18 protein-coding genes are annotated in these 17,972 nt (G+C 73.7%); 12 read left to right on the top strand and 6 right to left on the bottom strand.

All coding sequences use genetic code 11. The features are described from left to right. Positions 1-9 precede the first annotated feature (9 nt). Complete coding sequence (locus FHD63_RS12735; protein ID WP_139722354.1) at positions 10-765, top strand: phosphoglyceromutase; 756 nt, start codon at positions 10-12, stop codon at positions 763-765. A 13-nt stretch (positions 766-778) separates the two neighbouring features. Here FHD63_RS12735 and FHD63_RS12730 read toward each other — a convergent pair whose 3' ends face one another. Together FHD63_RS12730 and FHD63_RS12725 are read right to left on the bottom strand one after the other, a co-directional pair. Next, on the bottom strand, positions 779-1,462 hold the full coding sequence (locus tag FHD63_RS12730) for a response regulator transcription factor (protein WP_139722353.1): 684 nt from the start codon (positions 1,460-1,462) through the stop codon (positions 779-781). After that, complete coding sequence (locus FHD63_RS12725; protein WP_139722352.1) at positions 1,459-2,721, bottom strand: sensor histidine kinase; 1,263 nt, start codon at positions 2,719-2,721, stop codon at positions 1,459-1,461. The genes FHD63_RS12730 and FHD63_RS12725 overlap by 4 nt, the downstream gene beginning before the upstream one ends. A gap of 199 nt (positions 2,722-2,920) precedes the next feature. Here FHD63_RS12725 and phoU point away from each other — a divergent pair, with 199 nt between their 5' ends. Then, positions 2,921-3,619, top strand: coding sequence for a phosphate signaling complex protein PhoU (gene phoU, locus FHD63_RS12720; RefSeq protein ID WP_139722351.1), 699 nt, complete (start codon positions 2,921-2,923; stop codon positions 3,617-3,619). Between the two features lie 88 nt (positions 3,620-3,707). Here phoU and FHD63_RS12715 read toward each other — a convergent pair whose 3' ends face one another. Continuing rightward, positions 3,708-4,250, bottom strand: a complete 543-nt coding sequence (locus FHD63_RS12715; RefSeq protein ID WP_139722350.1) for a hypothetical protein — start codon at positions 4,248-4,250, stop codon at positions 3,708-3,710. A 279-nt stretch (positions 4,251-4,529) separates the two neighbouring features. Between FHD63_RS12715 and FHD63_RS12710 the strand changes: the two genes are divergently transcribed. From FHD63_RS12710 to FHD63_RS12675, 8 genes are all read left to right on the top strand, one after another. Next, positions 4,530-5,012 carry a CarD family transcriptional regulator gene (locus FHD63_RS12710; RefSeq protein WP_010149048.1) on the top strand — a complete coding sequence of 161 codons (483 nt, stop codon included), beginning with the start codon at positions 4,530-4,532 and terminating at the stop codon, positions 5,010-5,012. A 2-nt stretch (positions 5,013-5,014) separates the two neighbouring features. Continuing rightward, positions 5,015-5,818, top strand: a complete 804-nt coding sequence (locus FHD63_RS12705) for an IspD/TarI family cytidylyltransferase (protein ID WP_238705663.1) — start codon at positions 5,015-5,017, stop codon at positions 5,816-5,818. Positions 5,819-5,822: 4 nt separating this feature from the next. Then, complete coding sequence (locus FHD63_RS12700; RefSeq protein WP_139723135.1) at positions 5,823-6,320, top strand: P-loop nucleotide/nucleoside kinase family protein; 498 nt, start codon at positions 5,823-5,825, stop codon at positions 6,318-6,320. Next, positions 6,317-6,799 (top strand): 2-C-methyl-D-erythritol 2,4-cyclodiphosphate synthase, encoded by a 483-nt coding sequence (gene ispF, locus FHD63_RS12695; protein WP_139722349.1) that lies wholly within the window; start codon positions 6,317-6,319, stop codon positions 6,797-6,799. The genes FHD63_RS12700 and ispF overlap by 4 nt, the downstream gene beginning before the upstream one ends. A 372-nt stretch (positions 6,800-7,171) precedes the next feature. Continuing rightward, complete coding sequence (locus FHD63_RS12690) at positions 7,172-8,320, top strand: S-(hydroxymethyl)mycothiol dehydrogenase (RefSeq protein WP_139722348.1); 1,149 nt, start codon at positions 7,172-7,174, stop codon at positions 8,318-8,320. Beyond that, the gene (locus tag FHD63_RS12685) at positions 8,317-8,946 is read left to right on the top strand and encodes an MBL fold metallo-hydrolase (RefSeq protein ID WP_139722347.1); all 630 of its coding nucleotides are present in this window, start codon (positions 8,317-8,319) and stop codon (positions 8,944-8,946) included. The genes FHD63_RS12690 and FHD63_RS12685 overlap by 4 nt, the downstream gene beginning before the upstream one ends. Before the next feature lie 81 nt (positions 8,947-9,027). Continuing rightward, complete coding sequence (locus FHD63_RS12680; protein WP_139722346.1) at positions 9,028-9,306, top strand: hypothetical protein; 279 nt, start codon at positions 9,028-9,030, stop codon at positions 9,304-9,306. A gap of 83 nt (positions 9,307-9,389) precedes the next feature. Next, entirely contained in the window at positions 9,390-10,178 is a 789-nt protein-coding gene (locus tag FHD63_RS12675; RefSeq protein WP_158296778.1) for a YidC/Oxa1 family membrane protein insertase, read from the top strand. On the opposite strand, the gene FHD63_RS12670 is transcribed toward FHD63_RS12675, so the two are convergent. After that, complete coding sequence (locus FHD63_RS12670; RefSeq protein WP_139722344.1) at positions 10,175-12,472, bottom strand: TIM-barrel domain-containing protein; 2,298 nt, start codon at positions 12,470-12,472, stop codon at positions 10,175-10,177. The two genes, FHD63_RS12675 and FHD63_RS12670, sit on opposite strands and share 4 nt — an antisense overlap. A gap of 191 nt (positions 12,473-12,663) precedes the next feature. Here FHD63_RS12670 and cysS point away from each other — a divergent pair, with 191 nt between their 5' ends. Both cysS and rlmB read left to right on the top strand, forming a co-directional pair. Then, positions 12,664-14,151 carry a cysteine--tRNA ligase gene (gene cysS, locus FHD63_RS12665; RefSeq protein WP_139722343.1) on the top strand — a complete coding sequence of 496 codons (1,488 nt, stop codon included), beginning with the start codon at positions 12,664-12,666 and terminating at the stop codon, positions 14,149-14,151. A gap of 12 nt (positions 14,152-14,163) precedes the next feature. Continuing rightward, on the top strand, positions 14,164-15,150 hold the full coding sequence (gene rlmB / locus FHD63_RS12660) for a 23S rRNA (guanosine(2251)-2'-O)-methyltransferase RlmB (protein WP_139722342.1): 987 nt from the start codon (positions 14,164-14,166) through the stop codon (positions 15,148-15,150). Between the two features lie 138 nt (positions 15,151-15,288). On the opposite strand, the gene FHD63_RS12655 is transcribed toward rlmB, so the two are convergent. After that, positions 15,289-16,533 carry a DUF4032 domain-containing protein gene (locus FHD63_RS12655; protein ID WP_139722341.1) on the bottom strand — a complete coding sequence of 415 codons (1,245 nt, stop codon included), beginning with the start codon at positions 16,531-16,533 and terminating at the stop codon, positions 15,289-15,291. A 276-nt stretch (positions 16,534-16,809) separates the two neighbouring features. Next, positions 16,810-17,841 carry a type IV toxin-antitoxin system AbiEi family antitoxin domain-containing protein gene (locus FHD63_RS12650; protein WP_158296777.1) on the bottom strand — a complete coding sequence of 344 codons (1,032 nt, stop codon included), beginning with the start codon at positions 17,839-17,841 and terminating at the stop codon, positions 16,810-16,812. Positions 17,842-17,972: the final 131 nt, after the last annotated feature.

The following is a 17,972-nucleotide window of genomic DNA, read 5'->3' as shown; positions in this document are numbered from 1 at the left end:
GTGGGCGGCATGAGCGAGGCCGCATACACCCTGATCCTGCTGCGCCACGGCGAGAGCCGGTGGAACGAGAAGAACCTCTTCACCGGGTGGGTCGACGTCGACCTGACGCCGACCGGCCACGAGGAGGCGCGCCGGGCCGGCGAGCTGCTGCGCGAGGAGGACCTGCTGCCGGACGTCCTGCACACCTCCTTGCTGCGCCGGGCCATCACCACCGCCAACACGGCCCTGGACGTCGCCGACCGCCACTGGATCCCGGTGCACCGGCACTGGCGGCTCAACGAGCGCCACTACGGCGCGCTGCAGGGCCTGGACAAGGCGCAGACGCGGGAGAAGTACGGCGAGGAGCAGTTCATGGCCTGGCGCCGCGGCTTCGACACCCCGCCGCCGCCCATCGAGGACGACGCCGAGTACTCCCAGGCCGGCGACCCCCGCTACGCCGACCTCGGCACGGACCTGCCCCGCACCGAGTGCCTCAAGGACGTCGTCACCCGGATGCTGCCCTACTGGGACGACGCGATCGTGCCCGACCTGCGCGAGGGCCGGACGGTGCTGGTCGCCGCCCACGGCAACAGCCTGCGGGCGCTGGTCAAGCACCTCGACGGCATCAGCGACGAGGACATCGCCGGGCTCAACATCCCCACCGGCATCCCCCTGCTCTACGAGCTGGACGCCGACCTGGCGCCGACGACCCCGGGCGGGCGCTACCTCGACCCGGCGGCGGCCGCCGACGCCATCCAGGCGGTCGCCAACCAGGGCAAGAAGTAGGACGCCGACCGGGTCAGGCCGTCTCGAACTTGTAGCCCAGCCCCCGGACCGTGACGATGTGCTGCGGGTGCGACGGGTCGGGCTCGATCTTGGCGCGCAGCCGCTTGACGTGCACGTCCAGGGTCTTGGTGTCCCCGACGTAGTCGCTGCCCCAGACGCGGTCGATGAGCTGGCCCCGGGTCAGCACCCGCCCGGCGTTGCGCAGCAGCATCTCGAGCAGCTCGAACTCCTTGAGCGGCAGCGACACCGACTTGCCGTCGACGGACACCGTGTGCCGCTCCACGTCCATCCGGACCGGCCCGGACTCGACGGTGGAGGGCAGCAGCTCCTCGGGCTCGGTCTGCCGGCGCAGCACCGCCTTGATCCGGGCGAGCAGCTCGCGGCCGGAGTAGGGCTTGGTGACGTAGTCGTCGGCCCCCAGCTCCAGGCCGACCACCTTGTCGACCTCGGAGTCCTTGGCGGTGAGCATGATGACCGGCACGCTGGAGCGCTGGCGCAGGGCCCGGCACACGTCGACCCCGGACATGCCCGGCAGCATGAGGTCCAGCAGGACCAGGTCGGCGCCGTTGCGCTCGAACTCCGACAGCCCGTCCGTCCCCGTCTCGGTGACGGTGACGTCATACCCCTCCTTCTCGAGCAGGTAGGCCAACGGGTCGGAGAAGGACTCCTCGTCCTCCACCACCAGGATCCGGGTCATCGGGTCACCTTTCCTCGGTCAGGTCGGTCCGCCTTCGCGGCGGGGGGCGGGGTGTCGCCGTGGGCCGGGTCGAACACCTGGACCGGGCGCCCCTGACGGTACGGCGCGGGGGTGCCGACGGCGCGCGTCTCGCCGACGGCCGCGGGGAAGCGCAGGGTGAAGGTCGAGCCCTGGCCCTCCTCGCTCCAGACCGACACGTCGCCGCCGTGGCCGGCGATGATGTGCTTGACGATCGACAGGCCGAGGCCGGTGCCGCCGGTACGGCGCGAGCGGGCCGGGTCGACGCGGTAGAAGCGCTCGAAGATCCGCTCCTGGTCCTGGGCCGAGATGCCACGGCCCTGGTCCGACACCGACACCTCGACCAGGTCGTCGACCCGGCGGGTGACCACCCCCACGCGGGTCTTGTCGTCGGAGTAGGCGATCGCGTTGGTGACGAGGTTGCGGATGGCGGTCGTGACGAGGTCGTGGTCGCCGTAGATGCGCAGGTTCTCCGGCCGGCCGGCGGGGGCGGCCACCACGGTGCGCGACCCCGCGACGACCCGGGCCTGGTCGACCGCCTCCTCGGCGCAGGCCGCGACGTCGACGACCACCATGTCGGCCATCAGGTCGCCCGCCTGAAGGCGGGACAGGTCGACGATCTCGGCGACCAGCCGGGTGAGCCGCTCGGTCTCGACCTTCATCCGGCCGGCGAAGCGGCTCACGGCCTCGGGGTCGTCCGCGGCCCCGGAGATGGCCTCGGCGAGCAGGGCCAGCCCGCCGACCGGCGTCTTGAGCTCGTGGCTCACGTTGACCACGAAGTCGCGGCGCACCTCCTCGACCCGGCGCGCCTGCGTGCGGTCGTCGACGAGGATGAGCGCCAGGCCGTCGCCGAAGGGCGCCACCCGCACGGCCAGCAGCACCCTGCCGGAGGAGAGGGGACCCCGGACGTACTCCAGCTCGTCCTCGGTCACCCGCCCGTGCGTCAGCACCTCGCCGACGAGCTCGCGCAGCCGGGTGTTGACGAGGTCGTCGCCCCGGACCAGCCCGAAGGCCAGCGCGGCCCCGGTGGCGACGTGCACCTGCGCCGAGCGGTCGGCGACGATGGCGCCCGAGCGCAGCACGGACAGCACCTGCGTGGCGCCCTCCGGGACGACCTCGACCGGTGCGGCGCCCCCGGGGTCGTCGGCGGCGCGCCCGGCGGATCGCGCGAGCGACCACACCAGCGCTGCCAGCAACAGCCCCAGGACGAGCCCCAGGAGCCCGGCGGTGAGCGGGTTCACGATGACCAGCCTAGGGTCTGCCGGTGACCACCCCGTGCACGACGGGGGCCCCAGGGGTGACCTGTCCGGCGAGAGTTCATCCGGGGGTCGCGCGGCGTTCACATCGGTCTGTCACCGTCGCACGCTGGTGGCACCTGTCCCCGGTGCCCGACACTGGGGCGTCGCCCCGTCCCCGTTCCCGACCCCCGAGGAGGCAGGCATGCGCAGCGCGTTCACCGAGGAGCTCGACCTCATCAGCGGACAGCTGGTGGAGATGAGCCGGCTGTCGGCGACGGCGCTCCGGCGAGCCACCGCGTCGCTGATGGAGACCGACCTCGCCCTGGCCCAGGAGGTCATCTCCGACGACCAGCTCATCGACGCGCTGCGCCGTGAGCTGGACAACCGGGCCATCGACGTCCTGGCCCGGCAGCAGCCGGTGGCGACCGACCTGCGGCAGATGGTCACCGCGCTCCGGATGAGCTCGGACCTCGAGCGCAGCGGCGACCTGGCCCGCCACGTCGCCAAGCTCACCCGCCTGCGCTACCCCGCGCACGCCCTCCCCGACGACCTGCGCCCGACCTTCGCGGAGATGGCCACGACCGCCGAGGCGATGATCCTGCGCGCCGGCGACATCATCGACAGCAAGGACGCCGACGGGGCCAGCGAGCTCATCCGGGCCGACGACACCATGGACCGCCTGCACCGCGAGGTCTTCCGCGTGCTGCTCGAGCCGTCGTCGGCGCAGCCGGCGCAGGTCACGGTCGACGCGACACTGCTCTCGCGCTACTACGAGCGGTATGCCGACCACGCCGTGTCGATCGCGCTGCGCGTGGTCTACCTCGTGACCGGCGTGTGGCACGACGAGCAGCTGCCCGGCGACGACGACCGCTACCCCGGCAGCGTGCCGCGCGAGAGCTGAGCAGGGCGCGGCGCCCGCGGCCGCCCCCGGCACGACGACGGCCCCGGACCTCCTCGGTCCGGGGCCGTCGTCGACGTCCAGCGGCGGCTCAGTGGTCCTCGCCGTCCTCCTCGACCGGTTCCAGCGGCCCGCCCGCGTCGTCGGCGAAGATCTCGTAGGGGCCCTGGGGCAGGAGCACCGGGGCGGTCGTCGACAGCGTCTCGCCGGCCCCGCTGATCCGGACCTCGACGTGCTGGCCCGAGGGGCCCTCCAGGGCGGGCACGATGATGCGCTCGCCCTCGACGGTGCCGTCGGGCATCCCGCCGTCCAGCCGGGCCGCGGACTGCGGCTCCACCGTGACCTCGGGGGTGAGCTCCTCCCCGGCCACGCTGACGGTGACCGTGACCGGCTCGGAGGTCTGGTTGACGACCGCGCCGGAGACCACCGCGGGCGCCCCGTCGCCGTGGCTGACGAGCAGCAGGTCGCGCACGTCGATGCTCTCGCCGTTCATCTGCACGCCGTCGGCCGGGGCGTAGACGAAGGTGGTCGCCTGGGGCGAGTTCACCGAGCAGCCGGCCAGGGTCAGGGCGGCGAGCGCGCCGGTCGCGAGGGCCGCCGTGCGGCGGGTGCGGGAGCTACGTGCAGTCGTCACGGGGATAGCCTATCGTCCGGGCCGCAGGACCGGTCGGACCTCCCTCGTCACCTGCGCGAACGCGCTCCCGGACCGTTCCGCCGGACCCGCCGCGAGGCTCCCTCGGCGGCCGGCGGAGGAGGGGCGCGAGGGCATACCCCCGGGGCTATCCGGGGGCCCCGCGATGCACATGGATTGGTGCTTGTCAACCCTGTGACCTGCGAAAACATCGCTCTCAAGATTACGTGACCTGCGCCACGCGTGGTATTCTGGGAGTCCGCCGAAAGGGGCTTAACCACGATGACGTTCAAGGTCGGAGAGACGGTTGTCTACCCCCACCACGGGGCCGCTCTCATTGAAGAGATGAAGACGCGAACCATCAAGGGCGAGGAGAAGCTCTATCTCAAGCTCAAGGTCGCCCAGGGTGACCTGACGATCGAGGTGCCCGCGGACAACTGCGACCTGGTCGGCGTGCGTGACGTCGTCGGCAAGGAGGGCCTGGACAAGGTCTTCGCGGTGCTGCGTGCCGAGCACACCGAGGAGCCGACCAACTGGTCGCGCCGCTACAAGGCCAACCTCGAGAAGCTCGCCTCGGGCGACGTCATCAAGGTCGCCGAGGTGGTGCGCGACCTGTGGCGCCGTGACAAGGACCGCGGTCTGTCCACGGGCGAGAAGCGCCTGCTGTCGAAGGCCCGCCAGATCCTCGTCAGCGAGCTCGCGCTCGCCGAGAAGACCAACGAGGACACCGCGGAGGCCACCCTCGACGAGGTCCTCGCCTCCTGACGATGGAGGCGGACGTCGCCGAGGGTGACGTCGGCGTCATCCTCGTCGCCGCCGGCCGGGGCACCCGGCTCGCCGCGGGACGGCCCAAGGGCCTCGTGACGGTTGGGACGGGCGTCCACGCCCGCCCGATCGTGGTCCATGCGCTCTCCCGCGTGCTGGGCACTCGGGGGCTGCGGCACGTCGTGGTCGTCGCGCCCGCCGACGAGGCCGGTCTGCAGGAGATGGTCGACGCCGTCTCCGCCCCTGCTCCCGCGCTCCCTGGCACCCCTCGTGCTGCGGACGGTGCAGCTGGGCCGGATCCCCAGGGCCACCAGGTCGTGGCCGTGACCGTCGTGCCGGGCGGGGCCGAGCGCCCCGACTCCGTCGCGGCAGGCCTGGCCGCCCTCCCGGCCGGGCTCGACGTCGTGCTGGTGCACGACGCGGCTCGCGCCTTCACCCCCGCCGCCGTCTTCGACCGCGTCGTGGCCGCGGTGCGCTCCGGCCGCGACGCCGTGGTGCCGGCCCTCCCCGTCACGGACACCGTCAAGCAGGTGACGACCGACGGGGACGTCGAGGTCGTCACGGCCACCCCCGACCGCGCCGGCCTGCGCGCGGTGCAGACGCCGCAGGGCTTCCGGCGGGCGACCCTGGAGCGCGCGCACGGGCAGGCGCGGGGCGAGGCGCGGCATACCGACGACGCGGGATGGTCGAGGCTCTCGGCGGGCACGTGGCCGTCGTCCCGGCGACCCCCGGGCGCTCAAGGTCACCACGCCCGGCGACCTCCAGCTCGCCGCGCGGTGGGCGGGCGAGGACCGCTCCGCGGGTGAGCCCGTGCTCGTCGTCCTCGCCGGGCTGCCCGGCGTCGGCAAGACGTCGGTCGCGCGGGCCCTGTGCCGGCGCCTCGACGCGGCCCACGTGCGGGTCGACACCGTCGAGCAGGCGCTGGTGCGTGCCGGCCTGCCCGCCCCCGAGGTCGGGGCGCGCGGGTATGCCGTGGCCCTCGCCGTGGCCGCCGACCAGGTCGCCGTCCGGCGACCCGTCGTGGCCGACCTGGTCAACGCGGTGCCCGAGGCGCGGGCGGCCTGGGAGCAGCTCGCGGAGGACACCGGTGCTCGGCTGGTCCGGGTGGAGCTGGTGTGCCCGGACGCCGCGGTGCACCGCAGCCGGGTCGAGGGACGGGCCGCGGACATCGACGGGCACCGGGTCCCCACCTGGGACGAGGTCCGCGGGCAGGACTGGAGCGCCTGGACGGGCGCCGAGCTGACCATCGACACTGCGACGACGTCCGTCGAGGACGCCGCGGCGCTCATCGAGGAGGTTTGCCGATGACGACCCTGCCGCGCACCGGGATCGGGGTGGACGTCCACGGGTATGCCGACGACGACCGCACCCTGTGGCTCGCCTGCCTGGAGTGGCCGGGGGAGCGGGGCATCGAGGGGCACTCCGACGGCGACGTCGCGGCGCACGCGGCGTGCGACGCACTGCTGTCGGCCTCCGGGCTCGGCGACCTCGGCTCGGTCTTCGGCACCGGTCGGCCGGAGATGGCCGGCGCCAGCGGCCGGCAGATGCTCGAGCACGTCCGCGGGCTGCTCGAGGCCGCCGGTTGGCGGGTCGGCAACGTCGCGGTCCAGGTCGTCGGCAACCGGCCGAAGGTGGGGCCGCGCCGCGAGGAGGCGGCCGCCGCCATGTCGGCGGCACTGGGCGGCGCCGCGGTGTCGGTGAGCGCCACCACCACCGACGGGCTCGGGCTCACCGGGCGCGGCGAGGGCGTCGCCTGCATCGCCACCGCCCTGGTCGTCCAGGCCTGACCGACCGGCGGCCTCACGCACCACCGACCTCAGGGACCACCGACCTGCCCCTCTGCCAGCCGCGTCGTCCACTGACAGCCTCGAGGTCATCTGACAGCCCCCTCGAACAGGCTGCCAGCTGACAGACCGGTTGCCAGATGACGCACCGGCTCCCAGTGGCGCCCCGAGGTCGCGGATCGGCGCCGCGACCCCGCGCGAGGATCGGCGGCGCGACCCCGCGCGCGGACCGGGGTCCGGCGACCGTGCGGGCAGGGGCCGGGCGACCGGGCGGAGAGGGTGCGGCTGCGCGCGCGTGGGGTGCGGCTGCGGGAGGGGAGGGGACGGCATACCGTGGGCGCAGCACCGTGACCCGCCGCCAGAGAGGACCGCAGCATGCCGCAGACCGTCAAGGGTGTCATCGCCCGCAGCAAGGGGGCCGACGTCGAGGTGGTCGACATCGTCGTCCCCGACCCGGGGCCGGGCGAGGCCGTCGTCAAGGTCGAGGCGTGCGGGGTGTGCCACACGGACCTGCACTACCGCGAGGGTGGCGTCAACGACGAGTTCCCCTTCCTGCTCGGGCACGAGGCGGCCGGGACGGTCGAGGCGGTCGGCGAAGGGGTGACCGACGTCGAGCCGGGGGACTTCGTCATCCTCAACTGGCGCGCCGTCTGCGGCCAGTGCCGGGCCTGCGCCAAGGGCAAGCCGTGGTACTGCTTCGCCACGCACAACGCCAGCCAGAAGATGACCCTCGCCGAGGGTGACGAGATGGCCGGGACCGAGCTGACGCCCGCCCTGGGAATCGGCGCCTTCGTCGAGAAGACGCTGGTCCACGCGGGCCAGTGCACCAAGGTCGACCGGGAGGCCTCCGCCGTGGCGGCCGGGCTGCTCGGCTGCGGCGTCATGGCCGGGTTCGGCGCGGCCGTCAACACCGGCGGCGTCACCCGCGGCGACTCGGTCGCCGTCATCGGCTGCGGCGGGGTCGGGGACGCGGCGATCGCCGGTGCCTCCCTCGCCGGGGCCACGACGGTCATCGCCGTCGACGTGGACGACCGCAAGCTGGAGACGGCGAGGACGTTCGGCGCGACGCACACCGTCAACAGCACGGAGACCGACGCGGTCGAGGCCATCCAGGCCCTCACCGGCGGCAACGGCGCCGACGTCGTGGTCGAGGCGGTCGGGCGGCCGGAGACCTACCGGCAGGCGTTCTACGCGCGCGACCTCGCCGGCACCGTCGTGCTCGTCGGCGTGCCCACGCCGGAGATGGAGATCTCGCTGCCGCTCATCGACGTCTTCGGCCGGGGCGGAGCGCTGAAGTCCAGCTGGTACGGCGACTGCCTGCCCAGCCGCGACTTCCCCATGCTCATCGACCTCTACCGGCAGGGGCGCTTCGACCTGGACGCCTTCGTGACCGAGACGATCGGGCTCGGCGACGTCGAGGCGGCGTTCGACAAGATGCACGGCGGCGAGGTGCTGCGCTCGGTCGTGGTCCTCGACGAGGGCGCGGCGACCGGCGCGGCGACCGGCGCGGAGGTGGGCGCATGAGCGCGCGCATCGACCACACCACGACCAGCGGCACCTTCGAGCTGGACGGCGGCTCCTGGGACGTCGACAACAACGTCTGGGTGCTCGGCGACGACACCGAGTGCGTGGTCATCGACGCCCCGCACGACGCCGATGCGATCGCGCAGGTGGTCGGGGACCGGCAGGTGCGCGCCATCCTGCTCACCCACGCCCACAGCGACCACGTCGACGCCGCGCTCGACCTCAAGGAGCGCACCGGGGCGCCGCTGCTCCTGCACCCGGGCGAGGCCCCGGTCTGGGAGCTGACCCACCCGGAGGCCCGCTGGGACCAGGACCTCGCCGACGGCCAGCGCATCGAGGTCGCCGGCGTGACCGTCGAGGTGCTGCACACCCCCGGCCACGCGCCGGGCGCCTGCTGCTTCCGCGTGGCCGACCTCGGTGTCGTCTTCTCCGGCGACACGCTCTTCCAGGGCGGGCCGGGCGCGACCGGCCGCTCGTTCAGCGACTTCGACGTCATCGTGGAGTCCATCACCGACCGGCTGCTGACGCTGCCGGAGGAGACGGTGGTCCACACCGGCCACGGCGACACGACGACGATCGGTGAGGAGAAGCCGCACCGCCAGGAGTGGCTCGACCGGGGCGAGTGAGCCCGCGGGGCCGCGGGGTCGGCGCCTGCCGGCCCCGTGGCGTCACGGCGACGACCGCGGCACCGGAGTAGGCTGCGTGCCATGACCTCCCGCGGCGACCGGCTGCCCCTCCTCGGGGTGCTGCTGCCGCTGCTCGCGGTCGTCGTGCTGCTCTCGGCCACGGCGACCCCCGACCACCTCCTCGTCGGGCTCGCCGCCGCGGCCGTGGTCGCGCTGGCGGCCGACCGGGGGGCGCTGCCGCTGCGGGCACAGGTCGTCTCCGTGCAGCACCACAGCGAGGTATGCCGCGGCGCCGGCGTGCGCTCCAGCGACCCGGACCGCTCCGGCTGGGTCCGGCCGCGGGCACCCGGGCAGGCCTGACCCCGGCTCCGGCCTGGTCAGCAGCTGACCGTCGGCAGGAGCCGGGCTGACGCCAGCCCCTGCCCACGGCATACCCCCGCGGTGTGCCCGCGCCCCTGGAGACCCGCGTGTTCGCCTTCCTCGACCCCCTGCTCATCCACGTCCACGACCTGCTCGCCGCCCTCGACGCGTGGGTGCCGCCCGCGCTCGTCATCATCGCGCTGACCCTCGCGGTACGCCTGGCCCTGCACCCCATGAACCGCGGCCTCGCCCACGGCACCGTCCGCCGCCGGGACCTGCAGCCGCGCATCGCGGCGCTGCGGGCCGAGCACGGCGAGGACCCCCGCGCGCTGCAGCAGGCGATCCTCGACCTGCACCGCGAGGAGGGGGTCTCGCCGCTCCCGGGGTGCCTGCCGATCCTCATCCAGATCCCGGTCTTCTCGATGGTCTACCGGCTGTTCACCGCCCCCGAGATCCACGGCGAGCACAACCAGCTGCTGGACCACACGTTCCTCGGCGTCGGGCTGTCCGAGCACCTGCTGACCGCCGGCCCGGGCGACCGCTGGGTCTTCCTCGTGCTCATCGGTCTCACCCTCGTCGTCGCGGCGTTCGCGGCCCGGCAGATGCGCCGGCACATGGCGCAGGACCGGGAGCGCGCCGCCGCGCTCGACCCGGGTGCCCGCGAGCGGCTCACCGACGCCCAGCGGGCGATGCAGGACTCCATGGAGCAGATGACCAAGGTCCTGCCGATGATGTCCTTCCTCACCGTGCTCGCCGTCGTGTCGCTGCCGCTCGCGGCAGGCCTCTACCTCGTCACGAGCTCGGTCTGGGGTCTGCTGGAGCGGGCGAGCCTGCGGCGGATCAGCGCGGTGCCCCCGCCGGCGACCGGCTAGCCCGCCGTGACGATCTCGGTGAGCGCGCCGACGAGGGCGTCGTCGAGGCGGGCCGAGCGCAGCTCGTCGGCAACCCGGGCCGGGCCGGCGCCCCCGTCGCCGAGACCGCGCCGGAGCACCGCCCAGGCCCGCTCCTTCGCGGCGTGCTCGACCTGCGCCGCGTCGAGCAGCGCGAAGCACTCGCCGAGCACGTCGGGCGCGCCGGGGTCGGGCAGCTCCACCGACACCTGCTCGCCGACGGGCACGTCACCGAGCGTGTGCACCTCGGAGGACCCGGCCAGGCGCACGCTCCAGGTGCGGGTGGCGGGCAGCACGCCCAGGTCGCCCTCGGCCGGTCCGACGACGAGCCGCCGGGCCGCGTCGTCCCAGCGCAGCGGGGTGCGGGCGAGGGAGCGCGTGGCCTCCGGGCCGTCGTCGTCCTCGACGAGCAGGTGTCCGCCGTCGGCACCGGGGAACACCACGAGCTCCAGGTGCTCGGGCAGGTCGACGCCGTTGACCGGCTCGCCGCCGGTGAGCGGCAGCACCGTGCCGGCGCGGGCGAAGACCGCCGTCTGCCCCAGGTCGCGGTATGCCGTCAGCTCGCGTCCGTGCTCGCCCGCGTCGTAGCGGCGGCCGGTCTGGAGGTCGAACCACGGGCCGGGCGGCAGCCAGACCGGGGTCGCCGAGAGCCCGACGCCCGGGAGGCGCGGCGTCACGGCGGGCGCGCAGAGCAGGTCCTCGCCGAAGAAGAAGGTGGCGCGGTGGGCATACGCCTCCGGGCGCCCGGGGTGGCGGTGGTAGACCGGCTCGACGAGCGAGATCCCCTCGACCGCGGCCCGCTCGGCCATCGTCGCGAGGTAGGGCAGCAGCCGGTGCCGCAGCCGCAGGGCCTCGCCCATGAGCCGCTCGCCCTCGGGCCCGAAGCGCCACGGCTCCTTGCCCTGGAAGGGGCTGGCGCTCGCGTGCAGCCGGTTGACCGGCGACCAGACCCCGAGCTGCACCCACCGCACCGCGAGCTCGACGTCCTTGGCGCCGGCCCAGTGCCCGCCGATGTCGTGGCTCCACCAGCCGTAGCCGATGTTGGCCGCGCTCGCGGTGAACTCGGGCTGGAACGCCAGCGACTCCCAGCTGATGAGCGAGTCGCCGGAGAAGCCGATGGGCGTGCGGTGCGAGCCGGGCCCGGCATACCGCGAGAAGACCAGCGGGCGCAGCCCGTCGGCCTCCTGCTGGGCGAAGTGCCGCTCGTTGAGCAGCCACAACGGGTCGAGCCCGGGCAGCGCCGTGTGCGTGCCCTGCTGCCAGTCGATCCACCAGAAGTCGACGCCCTGCTCGGCGAGCGGGCCGGCGACGTGGGCGAAGAAGGCCTGCCAGAAGCGCTCGGAGGTCGGGTCGAACTCCACCGGCTCGCCGCTGGCCGGGTCGATGCCCATGGCCCGCGCCATCGCCGGGTAGGCGTCCTCGTGCCGCCGGATCCCGTCGGCCGGGTGGTCGTTGAGGGTGACCTTGAGGCCGCGCCGGTGCAGGTCGTCGAGGAAGGCCTGCGGGTCCGGGAAGAGGTCGCGGTTCCAGGTGTAGCCCGTCCACCCGCTGCCGATCTGCGGGTCGACGTCGACGAGGTGCCAGTCCATGTCGATGACCGCGACGGAGAACGGCAGCCGGTCGGCGGCGAAGCGGTCGAGCAGCGCGGCGTACTCGTCCGCGGAGTAGGGGTGGTAGCGGCTCCACCAGTTGCCGAGGACGAAGCGCGGCACCCGCGGCACCGGCCCGGTCAGCGCGTGGAAGTCGCGCAGCGCACCGCGGAAGTCCAGCCCGTGGGTGAAGACGTAGAGGTCGACCGCGCCGGGCTCGCGCGGGGTCAGGTCGGTGAGCTCGGGGCCGGTGCGCACCAGGGAGCGGGAGTCGTCGAGCACACCCAGCCCGCTGCGGGACAGGATCGACGGCTCGAGCGGGACCGGCCCGTCGGCGTCGTCGAGGGTGCGCGTCGTGCCCGGCAGCGGGGCGTCGACGGGCTCCCCGAAGCGCCAGGTGGAGTGGTACGACGTGAGCCCGCCGCGCGCCTGCACGCTCAGCCCTGCGGCGGAGGGGTCGGCGCCGTCGTAGCGGACCTCGAACCCGTCGCTGACCGCCCGGACCCCGCCGCGCCACGGCTCGACCTGCAGGGGCAGCTCCCCGCGGTCGGCGCCCCACAGGTCGCGGTCGACCACCACCTGGGTGGGGTCGTCGGTGAAGGTGCCGCTCGGGGACCACTCGATCCGCAGCAGGTGCGGGGTGAGGGCGGTGAGACGGCAGCGGTCGTTCTGGTGCACGATCGGCATACCGCAACCCTATGCGGCACGTCGTGCTCCTCCTGGTGCCGGCCCGGGACCTCAGCCGCTCGAGGCGGCGGCCCCTCCTGCCGCGACGGCCGTCGCCGCGGCCGCGGTCGCCGCCCGGATCGCGTCGGAGGCGGACGGCGTCGCGGCGGGGAGGCACGGCATACCCTGACCGACCCGTAACCTTGACTGCTGTGACCCTGCACCTGTTCGACACCGCCACCCGCGAGCTGCGGCCGTTCGTGCCGCTGGACCCGGAGGGTCGCCGCGTCGGCATCTACATCTGCGGGCTCACCACGCAGGGCAGCCCGCACATCGGGCACGTGCGCTTCGCGGTCGCCTTCGACGTGCTGCGGCGCTGGCTGGAGCGCGGTCACGGCTACGACGTCACCCTCGTGCGCAACGTCACCGACATCGACGACAAGATCCTCACCAAGGCCGCTGACGCGGGCCGGCCTTGGTGGGCCTGGTCCTACCAGCACGAGCAGGAGACCGGCCGGGCGCTGGAGCTGCTCGGGGTGCTGCCGGCGACCTACGAGCCGCGGGCGACCGGGCACGTCACCGAGCAGGTCGAGCTCGTCGAGACCCTCGTCGAGAAGGGCCACGCGTATGCCGCGCAGGACGGCTCCGGCGACGTCTACTTCGACGTGCGGTCCTGGCCGGACTACGGCTCGCTGACCCGGCAGCGGCTGGAGGACATGGAGCCGGCCGGTGACGCGGACCCGCGCGGCAAGCGCGACCCGCGGGACTTCGCGCTGTGGAAGGGGCACAAGGACGGCGAGCCGGAGACCGCGAGCTGGCCGACGCCCTGGGGCCGTGGCCGCCCGGGCTGGCACCTGGAGTGCTCGGCGATGGCGCGCAAGTACCTCGGCGACGCCTTCGACATCCACGGCGGCGGCGTCGACCTGCGCTTCCCGCACCACGAGAACGAGCAGGCCCAGTCGCACGCCGCCGGGCTCGGCTTCACCAACGTCTGGCTGCACAACGCCTGGGTCACGGTCAAGGGCGCCAAGATGGGCAAGTCGCTCGGCAACGCGCTCGCGGTCACCGAGCTGACGAGGACGGTGCGGCCGCTGGTGCTGCGCTTCTACCTCGGGGCGGTGCACTACCGCTCCGTCATCGAGTATGCCGAGGGCTCGCTCACCGAGGCCGCCGCCTCGGTGGAGCGCATCGAGGGCTTCCTCGCCCGGGCGCTGGAGGAGCTGGTCACCACGGCTGCGGAGGTGGTCGCGCAGTCGCGGGCGCTGCCCGTGGACGAGGCCTTCCCCGAGGCGTTCCGGGCCGCCATGGACGACGACGTCAACGTCTCCGAGGGGCTGGCCGTCGTCTTCGGGGCGATCCGCGAGGGCAACCGGATGCTCGAGGGCGGTGCCGGGAGCGGTGCCGCCGGCGACACGGGAGCGGGCGGCGGCGACGCGCTGCGGCATACCGTCCTGCAGGTGGTGGCCATGCTCGACGTGCTCGGCGCCAACCCGCTGGACGAGCGCTGGGGCGGCGGCCCGGGCGCCGACGACCACGCCGGCGACGTGCTCGCCGCGCTGGTGCAGGACCGGCTCGACGCCCGGGCGCAGGCCCGGGCGGACAAGAACTTCGCGACGGCGGACGCCATCCGCGACCAGCTGACCGCGCTCGGCGTGGTCATCGAGGACACACCGGCCGGGGCCCGCTGGGCCCTGCGCTGAGGAGGAGCACACATGGCAGGCAACCAGCGGCGCCGCGCGGCGCGGACCACCAACAAGAAGGGCGCCGTCGTCGGCTCCGGCGGGCAGCGGCGCAAGCAGCTCAAGGGCAAGGGCCCCACGCCCCGGGCGGCCGACCGCGTCGGTCACCCGGCCGCGCGCCGGGCCAACCGTGGCTCCGACGCCGCGGCCGACAAGGCCGGCGGGCGTCCGGGCGGGAGCGGCGCGCGCGGCTCCCAGGGCGGCAGACGCGGCGGGGCCAAGGGCTCGACCGAGCTCGTCGCCGGGCGCAACAGCGTGCTCGAGGCGCTGCGAACCGGGGTGCCCGGGACGGCCCTGCACGTCGGGTCCCGGATGGAGTCCGACGACCGGGTCCGGGAGAGCATCACGCTGGCCACCGAGTCGGCCATCCCGGTCATGGAGTCGCCGCGGGGCGAGCTGGACCGGATGACCGACGGTGCCGTGCACCAGGGCCTGGTCCTCGCGGTGCCGCCCTACGAGTACGCCCACCCCGAGGACCTCATGAGCCAGCAGCTGCCGGGCGTCCCGCTCGTCGTGGCGCTCGACGGCATCACCGACCCGCGCAACCTCGGCGCGATCGTCCGCTCGGCCGGGGCCTTCGGCGCGCACGGCGTCGTCGTCCCCGCCCGGCGTTCGGCCGGCATGACCGCCGCCGCCTGGAAGACGTCGGCCGGTGCCGCCGCCCGCGTCCCCGTGGCGCAGGCGACGAACCTCACCCGGGCGCTGGAGGCATACCGCAAGGCGGGCTTCTTCGTCATCGGTCTGGACGCCGACGGGGACGTGCAGCTGCCCGGGCTCGAGCTCGCCGACCAGCCCCTCGTGGTGGTCGTCGGGTCCGAGGGCAAGGGGCTGTCGCGGCTGGTCCGGGAGACCTGCGACCAGATCGTCTCGATCCCCATCGCGGCGGTGACCGAGTCGCTCAACGCCGGCATCGCCACCGCGGTCACGCTCTACGAGATCGCTCGCACCCGCACCCGCTGAGACGCGCACGCTCGTGCGCGTGGTCGTGCCTGACCTCGTGTCGCGGGCGTGCCTCGGAGCACGCCTGTGTCACGAGACAGCGCACGGGTATGCGAGGTGCCCCGGTCGGGTGACTGGTGCGCGGCATACCTGAGCGCCTCACTCCGAGAGGCGGGCCCGGATGGGGATCTCCTCGGTGTCGACGCCGAGGATCGACATCTCGTCGGGCTTCTTCGGCAGCACGGTCGCGACGTAGTCCTGGACCGCGTCGACGAGGTCGACGTCGTGGCGGACCCGCTCGGAGAGGTACCACCGGTGCTCGAGGATCTCGTGGAAGAGCTCGGCCGGCTCCAGCTTGGTGCGCAGCTCGCGGGGGACCGTCCGGGTGACCGGCTCGTAGACCCGGGACAGCCAGTCGTGGGCGACGAGCTCCTCGTCGTCCTCCTGGCGGTCGGTCGCCGCGCGGTAGGCGTCCAGGTCGTTGAGCAGCCGGCGCGACTGGTTCTCCTCCACGTCCAGGCCGGTGAGCCGCATGAGCCGGCGCGAGGCGTGACCGGCGTCGACGACCTTGGGCTGGATGCGGATGTAGGCGCCGTCGATGTCGGTCGTCATCTCCAGCTCGTCGACGTCGAAGCCCAGGTTGTTGAGGCGGCGCATGCGCTCGTCCACCCGCCACCGGTCGCCGCGCTCGAAGCGCTCCTCGCCGGTCAGCTCGTTCCACAGCAGGTCGTAGCGGTGCATGATCCGGTTGGCGATCTCGATGGGGTCCTCCCCCTCGAGGGCGCCGGCCGCCTCGAGGTCCATGAGCTCGCCGGCGATGTTGCCGTGCGCGACGAAGAGGTCGTGCTCGCGCTGGCCGGGGGACAGCTGGGGGTGCAGCTCCGCGGTCTCCGCGTCGACGAGGTATGCCGCGAAGTCGCCCGCGTCGCGCCGGAACAGCGTGTTGGACAGCGAGACGTCGCCCCAGAAGCAGCCGGCCAGGTGCAGCCGCACGAGCAGGACGGCGAGCGCGTCGAGGGTGCGCCGGGCGGTGTCCGGGCGCATGCGCTGGCTGAAGACGGCGCGGTAGGGCAGCGAGAACTTCAGGTGGCGGGTGACGAGGCAGGCGTCCAGCGGCTCGCCGTCGGCGTCGGTGCGGCCGGACACCACGGCGAGCGGCTCGACGGTCGGCAGGTCGAGGCGGCGCAGGTTGCGCAGGGTCTGGAACTCGCGCCGGGCCAGCGGCTCGGAGATCTCCTTGACGGCGATGACCGCCCCCTGGAACCGCACGAAGCGCACCACGTGGCGGGAGATGCCCCGGGGGAGCGCGGCCAGGTGCTTCTCCGGCCACTCCTCGAGCGGCACCTCCCACGGGAGGTCGAGCATCGCCGGGTCGAGCTTGATCGCGCTGATGTCGAGCGGCATACCAGCAAGCGTAGGCCCGTCGTGTCTCCCCCCGCACCGGGCGTCGTGAGTGGTTGCTCTCCTCTCCACCGGGCGTCGTGGGTGGTTGCTCTGGTTCGCACCGGGCGTCGTGGGTGGTTGCTCTGGTTCGCACCGGGCGTCGTGGGTGGTTGCTCTGGTTCGCACCGGGCGTCGTGGGTGGTTGCTCTGGTTCGCACCGGGCGTCGTGGGTGGTTGCTCTCCTCCCCACCGGGCGTCGTGAGTGGTTGCTCACGTCGCTCCGAGCCGCGCACACCGTCACTCGGCGCGTGGCAGCAGCGGGAGCCTGCGGAACTCTCCCTCCCACCTGACCCAGCCGGTGAAGGGCCGCGACAGCGCTCTGGACCGGGCGGCGTTGATGCGCTGGGCGACGACCTCCGGGGTGTGCATGGCCTCCTCGGTCATCCAGCGCGCGACCTCCAGACCCAGCCGCTCGATGCGTCCTTGGCGAACCGCCTCGGCCGCGAGGACCGACCGGGCCACCTGCTCACCGGTTTCCGCCGTCGCTCCCAGTCGGTACTTGCCCTGACCGTCGCACTCCGTGGCCACCTGCTCGTGGTCCAGGAGGCCGTCGAGCCGGGCGACGAAACGGAACTGCTCGTCATACAGCTCGACCTGGGGGATGGGCTGCGGAAGCTCGGCCAGGTGGATGACGCCGGCGGAGTATGCCTCGCCCCAGCTCTCGCGACGCTCGTCCAGCAGGTCGATGACCTGGAGCGCCCTGGGTCGGCCGACCCAGCGCCGCTGGGTGTCGAGGACGGCCCGGACCTCCCGGGCTGTGACCGTCGACGCGCGCACCGCCTCGTCGAGCATGGCCAGAGCGTGCGGGAGGCGTCGTGTGCGCAGGATGTCGGCGCAGGTCTGGGCGATCGTGGTCGTGCGCATCCCGTCCACGGTCGTGACGGGGACGTCGATCGTGTCCGTGTGGTGGATCGTCACGCCAGGGAGCCGCCGCGAGCTCGGTGCGTCCTCGACGCGCACCAGCTCCACGTCGGCGTGCGGGGAGATGACCAGCGGCAGGTCGTGCACCATCCCTCCGCTCGCATGGCTGGCGACGCACCCGGGGTGATCGAGCAGAGCCTCCCGCAGTCGTTGCAGGTGGTGCCGCCGCGTGAGCTCCCAGCGCTCCCCCTCGGGAAGGGCGACTCCGGCCGCGGCATACCAGCCGCGGCGTAGGCGCACGACCCGACCGCTGCCGACGAGGTGACGCAGCTGCTGACGCGACAGGCCGAGACCCAGCGCATCGGCATACCGGAAAGGGGTCAGGGGGAGGTCGGTGAGCGTCGCCATCCGGTCACGTTGGGGGCGTCGGCACTCCGTTCGCCAGGGACGCGCGACGATCTGTGGACGGGTGCGGGCAGCCACGGACCGTGTGGACAGCGTGGGCAACCACTCGCGGCGCTCGGTGGGGTGGTGGGTAA

This window comes from Serinicoccus chungangensis (assembly GCF_006337125.1).
GTDB lineage: Bacteria > Actinomycetota > Actinomycetes > Actinomycetales > Dermatophilaceae > Ornithinicoccus > Ornithinicoccus chungangensis.
Note: the sequence above shows the minus strand (reverse complement) of the source record. Positions and strands in the feature narration are given on the sequence as shown.

What these genes read in the sequence shown, in the direction of transcription:
- FHD63_RS12735 (WP_139722354.1), top strand. Translation starts at nt 10, where the DNA reads ATGAGCGAGGCCGCATACACCCTGATCCTGCTGCGCCACGGCGAGAGC.
- FHD63_RS12730 (WP_139722353.1), bottom strand. Translation starts at nt 1,462, where the DNA reads ATGACCCGGATCCTGGTGGTGGAGGACGAGGAGTCCTTCTCCGACCCG.
- phoU (WP_139722351.1), top strand. Translation starts at nt 2,921, where the DNA reads ATGCGCAGCGCGTTCACCGAGGAGCTCGACCTCATCAGCGGACAGCTG.
- FHD63_RS12710 (WP_010149048.1), top strand. Translation starts at nt 4,530, where the DNA reads ATGACGTTCAAGGTCGGAGAGACGGTTGTCTACCCCCACCACGGGGCC.
- FHD63_RS12705 (WP_238705663.1), top strand. Translation starts at nt 5,015, where the DNA reads ATGGAGGCGGACGTCGCCGAGGGTGACGTCGGCGTCATCCTCGTCGCC.
- ispF (WP_139722349.1), top strand. Translation starts at nt 6,317, where the DNA reads ATGACGACCCTGCCGCGCACCGGGATCGGGGTGGACGTCCACGGGTAT.
- FHD63_RS12690 (WP_139722348.1), top strand. Translation starts at nt 7,172, where the DNA reads ATGCCGCAGACCGTCAAGGGTGTCATCGCCCGCAGCAAGGGGGCCGAC.
- FHD63_RS12685 (WP_139722347.1), top strand. Translation starts at nt 8,317, where the DNA reads ATGAGCGCGCGCATCGACCACACCACGACCAGCGGCACCTTCGAGCTG.
- FHD63_RS12680 (WP_139722346.1), top strand. Translation starts at nt 9,028, where the DNA reads ATGACCTCCCGCGGCGACCGGCTGCCCCTCCTCGGGGTGCTGCTGCCG.
- FHD63_RS12670 (WP_139722344.1), bottom strand. Translation starts at nt 12,472, where the DNA reads ATGCCGATCGTGCACCAGAACGACCGCTGCCGTCTCACCGCCCTCACC.
- rlmB (WP_139722342.1), top strand. Translation starts at nt 14,164, where the DNA reads ATGGCAGGCAACCAGCGGCGCCGCGCGGCGCGGACCACCAACAAGAAG.
- FHD63_RS12655 (WP_139722341.1), bottom strand. Translation starts at nt 16,533, where the DNA reads ATGCCGCTCGACATCAGCGCGATCAAGCTCGACCCGGCGATGCTCGAC.
- FHD63_RS12650 (WP_158296777.1), bottom strand. Translation starts at nt 17,841, where the DNA reads ATGGCGACGCTCACCGACCTCCCCCTGACCCCTTTCCGGTATGCCGAT.